Origin of the sequence: Thalassotalea euphylliae (assembly GCF_003390395.1) — a bacterium.
Lineage (GTDB): Bacteria > Pseudomonadota > Gammaproteobacteria > Enterobacterales > Alteromonadaceae > Thalassotalea_F > Thalassotalea_F euphylliae_C.
In genome coordinates this window covers 2,904,737-2,918,084 of the sequence record NZ_QUOV01000001.1, presented here as the reverse complement: position 1 = coordinate 2,918,084, position 13,348 = coordinate 2,904,737, and the positions used below count along the sequence as shown (strand labels likewise).

General features: G+C 42.2%; 15 protein-coding genes. 8 read left to right on the top strand and 7 right to left on the bottom strand.

Annotated elements, in window-relative coordinates:
• Positions 1–24 precede the first annotated feature (24 nt).
• Complete coding sequence (locus tag DXX92_RS12920; protein WP_220347657.1) at positions 25–417, top strand: HvfA family oxazolone/thioamide-modified RiPP metallophore; 393 nt, start codon at positions 25–27, stop codon at positions 415–417.
• 884 nt (positions 418–1,301) lie between these two features.
• Here the strand turns inward: DXX92_RS12920 and DXX92_RS12915 are convergent.
• Complete coding sequence (locus DXX92_RS12915; protein ID WP_116002425.1) at positions 1,302–1,838, bottom strand: hypothetical protein; 537 nt, start codon at positions 1,836–1,838, stop codon at positions 1,302–1,304.
• Between the two features lie 317 nt (positions 1,839–2,155).
• Between DXX92_RS12915 and DXX92_RS12910 the strand changes: the two genes are divergently transcribed.
• Positions 2,156–3,511, top strand: a complete 1,356-nt coding sequence (locus DXX92_RS12910) for an MATE family efflux transporter (protein WP_116000817.1) — start codon at positions 2,156–2,158, stop codon at positions 3,509–3,511.
• Positions 3,512–3,612: 101 nt separating this feature from the next.
• Here the strand turns inward: DXX92_RS12910 and DXX92_RS12905 are convergent, their stop codons facing one another.
• Positions 3,613–4,017, bottom strand: a complete 405-nt coding sequence (locus DXX92_RS12905) for a diacylglycerol kinase (protein ID WP_245961478.1) — start codon at positions 4,015–4,017, stop codon at positions 3,613–3,615.
• A 346-nt stretch (positions 4,018–4,363) separates the two neighbouring features.
• On the opposite strand from DXX92_RS12905, the gene DXX92_RS12900 reads away from it, so the two are divergent.
• Positions 4,364–5,173, top strand: a complete 810-nt coding sequence (locus DXX92_RS12900; RefSeq protein ID WP_116000816.1) for a DUF2884 family protein — start codon at positions 4,364–4,366, stop codon at positions 5,171–5,173.
• Between the two features lie 139 nt (positions 5,174–5,312).
• Here the strand turns inward: DXX92_RS12900 and DXX92_RS12895 are convergent, their stop codons facing one another.
• Entirely contained in the window at positions 5,313–5,600 is a 288-nt protein-coding gene (locus DXX92_RS12895) for a DUF1883 domain-containing protein (protein ID WP_116000815.1), read from the bottom strand.
• Positions 5,601–5,740: 140 nt separating this feature from the next.
• On the opposite strand from DXX92_RS12895, the gene DXX92_RS12890 reads away from it, so the two are divergent.
• Both DXX92_RS12890 and DXX92_RS12885 read left to right on the top strand, forming a co-directional pair.
• Positions 5,741–6,547: a tRNA-uridine aminocarboxypropyltransferase gene (locus tag DXX92_RS12890; RefSeq protein WP_116000814.1), complete on the top strand. Its 807-nt coding sequence runs from the start codon at positions 5,741–5,743 to the stop codon at positions 6,545–6,547.
• Between the two features lie 94 nt (positions 6,548–6,641).
• Positions 6,642–7,166, top strand: a complete 525-nt coding sequence (locus DXX92_RS12885; RefSeq protein WP_116000813.1) for a GNAT family N-acetyltransferase — start codon at positions 6,642–6,644, stop codon at positions 7,164–7,166.
• Between the two features lie 42 nt (positions 7,167–7,208).
• On the opposite strand, the gene DXX92_RS12880 is transcribed toward DXX92_RS12885, so the two are convergent.
• Positions 7,209–8,114 carry a LysR family transcriptional regulator gene (locus DXX92_RS12880; protein ID WP_116000812.1) on the bottom strand — a complete coding sequence of 302 codons (906 nt, stop codon included), beginning with the start codon at positions 8,112–8,114 and terminating at the stop codon, positions 7,209–7,211.
• A 160-nt stretch (positions 8,115–8,274) separates the two neighbouring features.
• Between DXX92_RS12880 and DXX92_RS12875 the strand changes: the two genes are divergently transcribed.
• Entirely contained in the window at positions 8,275–9,777 is a 1,503-nt protein-coding gene (locus DXX92_RS12875; protein ID WP_116000811.1) for a CoA-acylating methylmalonate-semialdehyde dehydrogenase, read from the top strand.
• Positions 9,778–9,895: 118 nt separating this feature from the next.
• Here DXX92_RS12875 and DXX92_RS12870 read toward each other — a convergent pair whose 3' ends face one another.
• Together DXX92_RS12870 and DXX92_RS12865 are read right to left on the bottom strand one after the other, a co-directional pair.
• Positions 9,896–10,195, bottom strand: a complete 300-nt coding sequence (locus tag DXX92_RS12870) for a DUF3301 domain-containing protein (protein WP_116000810.1) — start codon at positions 10,193–10,195, stop codon at positions 9,896–9,898.
• Between the two features lie 42 nt (positions 10,196–10,237).
• Complete coding sequence (locus DXX92_RS12865; protein ID WP_116000809.1) at positions 10,238–11,248, bottom strand: DUF3549 family protein; 1,011 nt, start codon at positions 11,246–11,248, stop codon at positions 10,238–10,240.
• A gap of 229 nt (positions 11,249–11,477) precedes the next feature.
• On the opposite strand from DXX92_RS12865, the gene DXX92_RS12860 reads away from it, so the two are divergent.
• Positions 11,478–11,909, top strand: coding sequence for a YqcC family protein (locus tag DXX92_RS12860; RefSeq protein WP_245961477.1), 432 nt, complete (start codon positions 11,478–11,480; stop codon positions 11,907–11,909).
• Between the two features lie 67 nt (positions 11,910–11,976).
• Complete coding sequence (truC, locus tag DXX92_RS12855) at positions 11,977–12,702, top strand: tRNA pseudouridine(65) synthase TruC (RefSeq protein WP_245961554.1); 726 nt, start codon at positions 11,977–11,979, stop codon at positions 12,700–12,702.
• A gap of 59 nt (positions 12,703–12,761) precedes the next feature.
• Here the strand turns inward: truC and DXX92_RS12850 are convergent, their stop codons facing one another.
• Entirely contained in the window at positions 12,762–13,139 is a 378-nt protein-coding gene (locus DXX92_RS12850) for a hypothetical protein (protein WP_147301961.1), read from the bottom strand.
• Positions 13,140–13,348: the final 209 nt, after the last annotated feature.

Here is a 13,348-nt window from a genome sequence, read left to right as displayed (position 1 = left end):
ATATTTTTTATAACAAAGGAAAACATGATGAATTTAATCAAGAAATCAACTCTGGCTGCTGTAATGGGCTTATTTTCTTTAGGCCTTTTAGTTTCTGCGCCTGCGAAGGCTGATGTTAACCCGTTTGCTGTTGAAGACGTAGTTTCTGTGTCTGTTGCTGCTGGTGGCGACAAGTGTGGTGAAGGCAAGTGTGGTGAAGGTAAAGCCAAAGGTAAGTGCGGCGAAGGCAAATGTGGCGAAGGTAAAGCCAAAGGTAAGTGCGGCGAAGGCAAATGTGGCGAAGGTAAAGCCAAAGGCAAATGCGGTGAAGGCAAGTGTGGTGAAGGTAAAGCCAAAGGCAAATGCGGCGAAGGCAAATGTGGTGAAGGCAAGAAAAAAGCAAAAGGTAAGTGTGGCGAAGGTAAATGTGGTGGCTAATTAACAGCCATACTCGTCAGATGAAATAACAGCTCGCTTATTTTATTTGCTAACTTAAGCCTTATTAGCTTAAGTCATTGATTGAACGGCTACCAATAGGTGGCCGTTTTTTATTGCGATATAGAAAGCACATGAGACATTTTTGTTCTTCTCATTTAAGTTCAAGCATAGGTGTAATGCATTTGTACAAAAGTAAACCAAGTTATGTGAATGTGTTAACAAGGTGTAATGTCATTTATGGAAATGTAAATGTAAGATATGTCGCACATAGGCGTAGGATATTGAGTAAGTTGTTCGCGAAAAAAGGAAAGTGCATGAATAAAAAACCTTTAAATACAGTTTGTTACTGTTTTTGTGTGAAAATTGCACTTCAGCCCATGAAAAAGTTTTTATCATACTTGCTAGTTTATAATCGCTGATAACGTAATATTACAACTGTCAGGACGACACAGGAAATGAATTCCTGTCAAGGGAGGCCTTAGGATTAGGTCATGCAATAGGATATTGCATAGGATGATAGAACAAGGATGTGAATTAGCAAAGGAAAGCTAAGTTAAGGAAGATAAGCAGGTAAGCTTTAAACACAAGGTGTGTGTTACATTAGGAAATGTAGTCGCTTTAGGATTAGGCGGTAGGACAGCGAAGGGATCGTTAGGATATACTAAGGACAGTTTCTTTAAGGATGAAGCGGGAAACACTAATTGTGCGCAGGATGCGCAACAAAGCTAGATAAAGAAATGCGACTCTATGAGTCGCATTTTTTTATGTCAAAAATTTAGTGACAGCGAGCACTATGCAACCAAATGAAGCGTGAAAATAAATCAGGTGCTCGGGTATCTGAATTTTATTTGCTCGCTTAGCGTTAGGCCCAGATAAACAGAGTGCTAATCTTGATATCCCCACGGGGCTTTAGGTGGAGTGATTGGCTTCGTTAAGTCGAAATCAACGCGAAACTCTCTACCCTGTCTAACCATCCTATAGCTGAAACGATTAGGGTAAATAAACATTTGCCACGTATTGTCTGCTGATTGCGGTATGCCTTGCTTTACAAAAAGCTCTTTTGAGTATTGATCTGCTGGAAATGACTGTACTTCTGGCCACCCAGCGTCAAGCGTGTGACCGCCATACATGGTCTGCACATCATGGCTGCCATCGCGATGGCGATGATCGTGTTTAAGTGACAATCCAGAGCCTGTTTTGGTGATAATCCAAGTACGTGATGCATTTTTGCCAATGTGAAAAGGGATTTGTAGCTCTCGCTCATCGCATTTTCTAACATGCATTATCAGCTGCTTATCGTTGAAGCTATCGTCACCACCCGTATCAAGTGACACCTTGCCTGTAAATGCTTGGCCACAAAACGCTTTTATTCGATCAAAAAAAGCATCGTGTGAAGCAATAGATACTAAAGGTGCTGGCATCACAAACGGAGGATGTGCTTGCGCTAGTTTGCCATCTTTCGGATCGCTAGCTGAAGCCGCTAGACTACTAAACGCCGATGCTATTAGCGCAGAGTACGCGATGATTCGTGCAGATTTTTTAGTATTTAATAGGGTAGGAAATAACTTTCCGGTGATCGGCATGTGTTGTCCTTGTTGAAGTTAATAATGTTTAGCTTGTTTTAGCTAAATTTTGTAAATAATAAAGTGAATATTAATACGTATTCAACGAGCAATATACGTTAAATATCACTAGAATATCAGCTTGTTGCTTTCTATATATATTTTCCTTTCTATAAATGACCTCTTCTTCGCAATTACGGCAAACGATCAAACTTGCTTGGCCGATTTCTCTGCAAAATATGTTAGTCACACTACTCGGTATGATTGATGTTGTGATGGTTGGTCACCTTGGCAATGCAGCAGTGGCTTCTGTGGGTTTAGGTAATCGTATTCAGTTTGTAGTTTTGGTTATTGCGACAGGCCTTTCATGGGGCGTGGGTGTTTTAGCGGCGCAATACTTCGGGGCTGGTAAAAGTGACAGAATTCGCCGTAGCATTCAGATAGCGTCTGTTTTTGCACTGTTAGCATTTACCCCGATAGCCATTGTTAACTTTTATACTGCTGATCTCGTCATCGGCTGGGCTTCATCTGACTCAGAGGTTATTGCGCTTGGTGAGGTTTACCTTTGGATTACCATGCCGAGTTTGATCTTTGTTGGCCTAATATTGATTGTAGAAAACGCACTGCGCAGCATTGGTCAGGTCAAACTGCCCTTAGCATTTAGTTGTGTCGCTATAGTGATCAATATCATCCTTAATTATTGGCTTATCAATGGCGGCTTTGGAATACCTGCACTTGGAGTAGAAGGGGCTGCCTGGGCAACATTAATATCGAGAGCACTGCACTTAGCGATTATTTGGCAATTTTTAATCAAACATCGCCATTTATTAGCGCCAAAAAGTGGCGACCTTAGCCTGTTGGCGAATCGGCGTGCTTGGTGGCATCTATTTCAGTTAGTTTGGCCAATGATGATGAGTTTTGGCATCTGGTCTATCGGTACATTCATGTATCAACTTATCTACGGGCAATTAGGTACAGAAGCCCTTGCGGTGATGAGTTTGCTTTCACCAATTGAAGGAATATTTTTATCCATATTTTTTGGTTTAGCTTCTGCTTGCTCGATTATGGTGGGTCAAAAGCTTGGGGCTGATGCCTTTGAGCAAGCCTGGCAGGTCGCTAAATCCTTCTTTGTACTTTGTCCAGTTGTCGCAATTGGTTTAGGTGGTTTGGCGTTATTGCTCGAAGGAATTATCTTCAGCCCGTATGAGAATATGTCAGCACAAACACTAGCAACAGCTCACCAAGTATTTACGCTAATTGCACTGGGAGCATGGCTAAAAGTATGTAACATGACGTTGGCACTCGGCGTTATTCGTGCTGGCGGAGATAATAAGTTTTGCATGATAACTGATATATTTGGCATGTGGGCGGTAAGTATTCCGCTGACCTATATTGCGGCGACGGTTTGGAACCTGCCACTTATTTGGGTAGCCTTAGTCGCCTACAGCGAAGAAGTTGCAAAGCTTATTTTGTTTGGTTGGCGCACATGGTCAAAGAAGTGGATGCGCAACCTTTCTGTAGACGCTCATTAACTGATGAGAGCGGCTTCACCTTCACAGCTCTCAAGTCTTATATCAGCATTGTGGTGTTAGCTGTTAGCTTGAAGAGTGCACGTCACTTAACCTGTATTCTCTTATGCGAAAAATCGCTCATAAGCAATATAACCCCAGCATAAAATCAACATACCAAAGGCAACCGTGACACCAGCCGAGCCTAAGTCTTTTGCTCTACCAATAAGCTCGTCATGATCTGTGCTGATTTTATCGGCTAAAGCTTCTAGTGCCGAGTTAATAAGTTCAGCAAACAGTACAAATGCTAAGGTTATCAATAGTATTAATAATTGTGAGCTTGAAGCCGCTAAGAAAAATGCGACTGGGGTGAGGATTAGACATATTACTAACTCTTGGCGAAAAGCCGCTTCATGCAATAGTGCTGCCTTGAAACCTTTGTAAGAGCAGTAAGTTGCTTTGAAAATACGTGTTATACCTGTGCCATTAGGTTTTTTTGAATAATCTATTGGTTGCGTCATTGTTTTCATTTAGTCGCTAACACTTTCTTTAGCCTCTCAGTAAGCCAAGTGCATAGCATATACCTACTGCTATAAGTCAAAGATTCACGTTATCACATACGCACGTGCTTGCTAATGACTATTATTGACCTCATTTCTACTTTTACTTTTTAAAATAACTAAAACTTAGGAAATATAGCCAATATATTGGAAATATAATTTTTTGACTCTGATGGGCTTAAGTTAAGATTTTGTTTTAAAAGGTAAAAATATATGGCATTGGAATTGAAACGAAAGTTGCTGATAACGACTTATTGAACAGCATTTGCTTATAGGTCAATAGCAATGCAACGAACTTAAGGTTAAGGATAGAATAATGAAAAAATTAACGGCGGCCAGTGTTACCCTAATTTCAGCAACCCTAATTTCTGCAACATCATCGGCTCACGACATTAATAGCGATGCATGTGATGTCAACCTAGAAACCGGCATGTATATCAACCATGAGGTCATAGAGTTCACAAAAAATGACAAAGTGTTATATAAAATTGTTGGAGAAAATACTCTTTTAGTGAACGGTGAAGAAGTTTCTTTAGCAGCTCATCAAGAAGCTTTGGTCGCAGATTACGCTGACAGCATTCGCGCAGTGGTACCAGAGGTTAAAGGTATCGCAATTGAGGGAATTGCATTGGCTACAGAAGGCGTTAATTTAGCGTTTAATGGATTGCTAGGCGAGGGCAATAACCTCGCCAATAACCTTACACAAGAATTAAACAAGCTGGGCAGTGAATTGGATACTCGCCTTTCATTGGAGTCTGGCATTCGCTTTGATGAAAATGGTGCTATTGGCGAAGACTTCTTAGGGGAAGATTTTGAAGAGCGTGTTGAAGACACCATCGAAAGCGCTATTCAAGACTCGATTGGTTCTTTGCTTATCGCCGTAGGACAGGAAATGTTGTTTGCTGGCGGTGATATGGAAGCTTTAGAGACTCGAATGGAAAATTTTGGCACCGATATCGAACAACAAATGGAAGCCCGTGCTGAGTTGCTGGAAGCCAAAGCAGATGCTTTGTGTCAATCAATTGTTGTTATTGATGAGTTAGAAGAGCGGATGCGTGATGAGATTAGTGAACTTGCTGATTTTGATTTGTTAGAAGTATCGGCTCATCATAACAACAAAATTTAGTTGGGCCGTTAGCCTGCCTTCTCGAACTTTTGTCTATCTTACTCATTGTCTACCTTGCTCTCTATCTATCTTGTTCTTTGCCAAAGAATTTAAGCCCAGCTGTTGTGCAAGGGCAGGTTAGATAGAAAGCCAATTAAAATTAAAGTTCAATACTGGTATTGGCGGGGTAAACTTTAACGTTACTGTCTACCTTGCCAATAAAACCACCGAAATCCAATGTCACTAGCCAATGGCCTGAGTGTGGCACAATAAGTCGAACGGGTGTGTGCATCATCAGACCGCCAATCCCAAAGCGTTTACGCGCTTTTTTATATTCTTGGAAGTGCCTTGATTCCATCAAGTAAACGTTGGCGGCGTTGCCAGACAACGATACTTCAACAACCTGATTTTTTATTAGAATTCCTAAGTCGTAGTGCGTAAACTTCACGTTTTACCTTGTTCGCAGTAGAATAGTGCTGAATTACTTAGCTTGGCGGTAACATTTGGCAATTTTAATGCGCTTTCTCACTAATGCAAAGTAAGACTCAAACCAATGTACCCTCGCAAGCCATACAGTAAATATCAACTATGAACCACTCAGTGCAACAATTATATCGCTACCGCAAAGGTATTAGCACTAAACCATTTAATGCGCGTGGCAAAAAAGTGGTGCGCTGCGAGTATTGTCAGCTAGCTAGCGATAATTGTATTTGCCATTTGCGCCAGCCCTCTCTCGCTAGTGCACATTTCGCAATTATCATGCATGATGCTGAAGTGCTTAAACCGAGTAATACTGCGCGTTTAATTGCTGATGTGGTACCCAATACATCGGCGTTTATTTGGTCACGTACTGAGCCCAATACCCAGTTGCTAGCTTTACTCACAGATCCTCGTTATCAACCTTATGTTATTTTTCCTGAGCAATATGCGGTTGTGCCTAGACAGGTTTATCTGAATCAAGTTCCTAAAGTCGCTGGCGAAGGCATTAACGAACAAAAAGTAGGAAAGCAGAAAACACCACTATTTGTGTTATTGGATGGTAGCTGGCGTGAAGCGAAAAAAATGTTTCGTAAAAGCCCCTATTTAGATAACTTCCCCGTTGTCAGTGTTAGTGCGGGCGCTGACTTGCTGAAAAATGAAAGTAATCAAGCAGAAAATCTATCGGCTAATTATATTCGTGAAGCTGAGGTAGAGAATCAGTTTTCGACAGCGCAAGTGGCTGCTCAGCTACTTGCATTAAATGGTGATGATCAAGCAAGTGAGCATTTGTCATTGTGGTTTGATTTGTTTAACTTCCAATATCAGAAAAGTGTTTGCCAGCCAAATCTAGGGCGAGCTGATGCGCTAGAACGTTATCAAGTGTTTATTAACAATAGTAAACCTCAGCCTAATTAAGGCACTGAATATAAAGATAATAAATAGAAAGACATAATTAATTAAGAAGAAGCAACTAAGAAGAAACAATTAAGGTATAGGGAATTATCTAGAGATGATCACAACCCAAAGGTTAACACTCAGACCACTGATATTAGATGACTGGCAATTTGTGATTGATATTTTTAGCCAGCCAGATTTTATCCGCAATGTCGCCGATAAAGGTATTCGCACTCAAGCAGATGCTATTGCCTATCTAGAGCAGGGGCCAATGCTTTGCCAAGAAACTCATGGCTTTAGTATGTTGGCAATGGAGTTGTCACCAGACCTTAACTCTTTATCACAAACTGACGCGCAACCAAAGGTCATTGGCCTTTGTGGCTTATTGCAACGAGATAACATGCCATACCCAGATATCGGTTATGCTTTGCTACCGCAGTATTACCGAAAAGGTTATACGTTTGAAGCGGCCGAAGGAGTGCTTGCGCACTTTTCTGATATTCGCCCTGTACTGGCGGTAACTAGTGTCGATAATGACGCCTCACAGCAACTTTTACGCAAATTGGGTTTTAATAAAGCAGATGCCGATTTGGTTGCTGATGCTTTTGATGAGCCGGTAAGCGTATTTCAGTTAGGTTAATGTACCTTCTTTGATGCCTTCACTTATTAAGCTTTCCAAGGTTTATTTAGCCTGAGGACGCAGCAAATGCTGTTTTTCTTTGGTAAGTGTTTTTAAGTATTCCCAGACAATGGCAACGCGTTCTAGGCGTTTAAGCTCAGGGTGAGTAACTAACCATAAGCTACGGGTAATGGTAACTTCATCGGCGACAAGCTTTACAAGCTCAGCATCTTGCTCCGCTAAAAAGCATGGTAGAATACCTATCCCTAAACCTGATTTTATTACGCTGTATTGGCTGATAATACTGGTGCTGCGAAATACTGGTTTTATATTTTCAGCGACTTCATCTAAGTAGCTAAGCTGCTCGGTAAATAATAAGTTATCAACATAACTCACCCATGGCTGGCTAGGTAATTGTGATAAGGCTAAGTGTTGGTAATGATGTTGATTTTTACGACTACCATAAATTTGTAGCTGATAATCGGTAAGTTTAGTGATGATCATCGAGGTACTTTTCGGGCGTTCAACCATAATAGCGATGTCTGCCTCATTGCGACTGATTTTGACATCGCGGGCGAACTGCAACAGCTCTACTTCTATTTTTGGATGATTGGTTTGTAAGCCAGTTAAATTTGGGGCGATAAAATGATTGCCAAATGCTTCTGTTGCGCCGATGCGCACCGTGCCGTGTTCACTGGTATTGTGAAGGGCAATTTGTTCAAAGGCTAATGTTGCATCTTGCTCCATTTTGCTCGCTCTAGCCACCAATAATTTGCCGTCAGGCGTTAATACATGGCCATTGCTTGTTCGCTCAAATAGCTGTGCTGACAAGCTGGTTTCTAGTTGGTGCAAACGCCGAGAAACGGTTGATGCGTCGATCCCCAACCGGCGCGCCGCGACTGATAGCTTTTCAGCGCGTGAAACTTCTAAAAATATCCGTAAATCTTCCCAGTTCATCTGCTCTGCCATTGATAGCGCTCTTGGGCACAATAATTAAGGCATTATAAAAGCGAAAATAGCATGCTTGCAAATACGCAAGGTATCTTGCGTTTATACTTGTTGTTGGCAGCAGCACTAAGCGTTACCGTAGCGCTATGACCTCATATTAAGTTAAGCCTAGAGACAAGTTATGACGATCCGAAAAATTCCGCTAATTATTGGCGGCGAAAAAGTGCAATCTGCAACGGATACTTGGTTAGATGTGCTAAATCCAGCCACTCAAGAGGTGGTAGCACAAGTGCCAATGGCGACACCACAAGAGGTTGCCGCAGCGGTTGCTAGTGCTAAACAAGCATTTAAGACATGGTCGCAAGTGTCATTAACTAATCGCATGCGCATTATGGTGCGCTTTCAAGAACTAGTGCGCGACCACACCAGCGAAATTGCCGAGCTGATCACCTTAGAGCATGGTAAAACCTTACCAGATGCCGAAGGTGAAGTCGGCAGGGCGCTGGAAGCAGTTGAAAATGCTTGTGCTATCACCCGATTACAGCTTGGCGAAATGGCCAACAATTCGGCCACTGGCGTGGATACGTACACACTGAATAAGCCACTAGGTGTTGGTGTTGGTATTACTGCGTTTAACTTCCCAGTAATGCTACCTGCGTTTATGTTCCCGCCAGCCGTTGCGTGTGGCAATACCTTTGTGCTTAAACCATCTGAGCAAGACCCATCATCAACGATCCGCTTTGTTGAATTGGCACTAGAAGCCGGTATTCCTGCTGGCGTGATTAATGTTGTACATGGAGGCCCAGAGGTAGTGGATGCATTGTGTGAACATCAAGACGTTAAAGCGGTATCTTTTATTGGTTCAACCCATGTTGGTACTCATGTTTATAACCATGCAAGCCAGCATGGTAAACGCGCTCAGGCGATGATGGGCGCCAAAAATCATATGGTGATCATGCCTGATGCCAATAAAGACCGAGCGATTAACGATTTATTAGGCTCAGCTTTTGGCGCAGCAGGGCAGCGCTGTATGGCAAACCCTGTCACGATTTTAGTAGGAGAGGCCAGAAGTTGGTTACCTGAAATAGCACAGCGAGCCAAAGCCTTAAAAGTAGGGCCAGGCTCACAGCGCGATGCTGATTTAGGCCCAGTGGTATCGCCACAAGCGAAAGCACGTATTTTACGGTTGCTCGACTCAGGTGTTGAGCAAGGGGCTGAATTGCTTGTTGATGGCCGCAATTGTGTGGTTGAAGGCTATGAACAAGGTAACTTTGTGGGCCCGACCATGTTTTCGAAAGTGACCACGGATATGGATATCTATACTCAGGAAATTTTCGGCCCAGCACTTTGTGTGTTGGAAGCGGAAACCCTTGATGATGCTATCGCTATTATCAATGCTAACCCGAACGGTAATGGCACCTCTATTTTTACCTCAAGCGGTTGGTATGCTCGCAAGTTTGAAAATGAGATAGATGTAGGCCAAGTGGGAATTAACGTACCCATTCCAGTACCAGTTGCTTATTTTAGCTTTACTGGTTCACGTGGTTCAAAGTTGGGTGATTTAGGTCCGAACGGCAAGCAAGTGATTAGTTTTTGGACGCAAACCAAATCAGTCACCGCACGTTGGTTTGAACCAGACCATCAAGATGGCTCTGAGGTACATACCACCATCAGCTTAAAATAGGGTTTATTGTCTAAAGCAAAAAGTAAAACGTAGAAACAAAAAAGCGAAAATCGGCCTATGCTGATTTTCGCTTTATTAATGCTGCTAAAGAAGAGAGTTCTAAGCGCTAATTGGTTGATTATATCCGGTATGCGGGCATATTAACGTCATTCAGTTTTAAGCCGTATAGCTCCATTGTGCCAGTGGCACTGGATTCACCATCACCACTAAACTCAAAATCAAACAGACTGCGAATATAAAAGCCTTGTCGCTTGTTAAAGCGTGGCATTGCGCTTTTGCGGAACACAGAAATTAGCTGTAAACCCTGCTGTTCGCAGTGGCGTTTGGCGTGAACCTTTGCGATTTCGGCAACTTTTCGTAAATACCAAAAATACCAACCGATTAAGAAAATCCCCAACAGTAAATAAATATCGCCCATATGTTTCTCAGTTACTTCTTGGTGTTGATGTTGTTGCTCGCGTTAGCCAAATAGTTGACCAATGGCTTTTGCCAGTGGGTCACTGCGAGTTTCGCTGCGCATTACAGCAAAGACATGAGGTCGCAACGCAGGAATTGCAACTAGGTCTTTAAAAATCGCAGTAAATAACGCGAGATCTGACTTGGCTGCTAATTGTGATAATAGCTGCTCAAGCGTTGTTGCGTTTAGGCCTAACCAACAACGACCTGCTAGTGTGATATAAATATCATCCGCTTGCGGCTCAGCCAACAACTCACCAATTAAAGCGATAACATGTGGATGCTCAGCAGTGCTTGCTAGTGCTCTGATTAATTGTGCTTTGATTTCACTGTCGTCTGTTACTTTAATCAATGCAATCAAGGCTTCAAGCACATTCAGTGGCAGTTGTTGATTTTCCAGCGCATGACAAAACGGAATTAATACGTTAGCGTCAAAGTTAGCAAGGTTTTTTGCCACCGCTTCGTTAATACTTGGCTGATTAATTTCCGCCGCCAAATCGCTGATCCCTTGGATACCAATAGATTGCCATTCATCCCAAGTAAGCTGACCACTAACGTATTCTTGAAAGTGCTCGAAGTGAATGCTTGCAGGCTGTTTTAACTCTTTTCTAACTAACGTATTTATCGCGGCCAATTTATATTCGGCTGGGGTGATATGGTATGGATTGCTATTAAGCAACTCTTCTTGTGTTTCTGTTGGATCAACGGTTAAGTCTTGACCTAGTGCTTCGATAATGATGGCAATAAAGTGATTACGTGAGCCTTGGTTTAACAGACCGCGTTCATCTAGCGGTAATTTGATAAACCATAAATAAGGTGCTTTCGACTTTGCTTGCCAAAATGCTATCGCGATATAGGCATGCCCTTGGCTTGGATAAGGGTAGGGCATCATATTTTGTTCGACGCGGTTAAAGTCATCTTTACTGATTTTAGTAATTTTACGGCCGATATCGTAAATGCGGAATTGTGAGCCAGAAAATTGCAACAGCTCTGAGATAGTATCGATGCGATCCATAATTGAAAAAGTAGTCGAATTTGAGGCGAATTATACCCAAGCCGCTTTAATATGCGAGTTTCAGTTGGAATTAAAAGCGATTTAGGCAAGGCGTTGGTTTTTAATAATGGCTATCCCTTATCAAAATCAACAACGTAGCATAAATTGTTTTTAAACCAACTTTAATCACTATTCATTGGAATAAGCCAAATCTTAACTCTACTGAGTACTATAACTAACGCACTGATACTTGCAGCTTGAAGTGGTTTGGGTATCTGGCGATAATGCGCCGATAAAACTATGGTCAAAATCAGATTGCCTACCAATGAATCCGCAAAAACACAGTATCGACGAGTTACTTTATCAACTAGAGCAAGAGTTGCGTCGCTTAACCCTTTGGAGTTTAGTTAAACCTAACCCTGAAAAGTTAATGAGCACAGCACCGTTTTGTGTCGATACCTTGCGATTTGAGCAGTGGTTGCAATATATCTTCCTACCACAAATGTACCAGCTCATTAAAAACCAACAGCCACTGCCGACACAGATAGCCTTATGCCCGATGGCGGAAGAGGCGTTTATTGGCTTATCAGATAAGGCGGCGGATTTAATTAATATTATTGGCGATATTGATGAATTGCTAAGTGGTCAGCGTCAACAACAAAAGTTTTTACGCAATGAGTAAGTCAGTAATCGATAGCGTCAATCAGCCGGAATTTGCAGAGGCAGAGGCGTCTGATGAGCAAAAGCCAATACTAACGATTCTTTATCAAGATGAATACTTGGTCGCGATAGACAAACCGGCAGGTTTATTTGTCCATCGCAGCTTTTTAGACAGGCATGAGCGCTATTTTGCTTTGCAGTTACTGCGTGACCAAATAGGCCAATACGTTTACCCCATTCATCGACTCGACAAGCCAACCAGCGGCGTGCTTTTGTTTGCGCTTGACCAAGAAGTGGCAAGGGCGCTAAACGATAAATTTATTACGCGTGATATTGAGAAGACCTATTATGCCTTAGTGCGCGGTTTTCTGGCGGAAGAGGTACGCGTTGATTATCCTCTGAAAGAAAAGCTGGATAAAATTGGCGACAAATACGCGAGTGAAGATAAGCCAGCGCAAGCTGCTATAACGCAATTTACGACCATAGCCCAAGGTGCTATCAATAAGCCATTAGGGCGCTATGATACCGTGCGTTATTCGTTGGTGAAAGCCAGCCCTGAAACGGGCCGTCGTCATCAAATTCGCCGGCATTTAGCGCATCTACGTTTCCCTATCATTGGTGATGTTAACTATGGTGACAACAAACAAAATCCGTTTTTCGCTGAGGAGTTTGGTTACCGCCGTTTGATGTTGTTTGCTCAAAAGCTAGCGTTTGAACACCCTGTGACAAAAAAGCCGCTGGTGATAGAAGCGACGTTTGATCAGCAGTGGTTATCAGTATTTGAAAAGCTAGGCTGGCAAGATATCAAGGTGTAAGCTTTGGTTGCCTGACATTAGTAGATGCACAGCCATGTTAGCCATACGTATCAAGAGCGTTATAGTTTAGTGCTTTTGGCAGTATTAGCGTCACCGGTTAAGCTCACAAACTGAGTGTTGTATTGGCGACTGTAGTGGTCGTATAACCAATCAAGGCGATGTTTAGGTCGGGCAGTTGCTGGCGCTTTGTTATCACGCTCACCCGTAATCATCACATAACCGACATTTTGTAGGCCAAGCGTCTCGTTACGCTTTTGCTCAAACTGTGCCATCATAATTTGATCCGCCGTGGTAGGACGCTTTAATAAACTAATGAGCAGTTCAGTATCATTAGTTAATGGCTTTTTGTATTCTTGGTATGCAACATTCTCGGTATTTGAGCAGGCGCTCAATACTAAAACAAAGGCTAAGGTAACTAACTGGCTAATAACTTTCATGGCAACTACTGATAATGACTGTTGTGTTTCTAATACCAGTCTCAGCAAGCGTTATACCAATGCATTTTTGACACTTAGTTATTCAGGCTAAGTGATTAAAATTAATGCATTTAAAATTTATTTTTTTAGTACGGGATTTTCGTAGAACGAGCGTTTTTAGTGATAAAAAAAGCGCTAGATTTTTACTGTCAAAAATCTAGCGCTTGGTA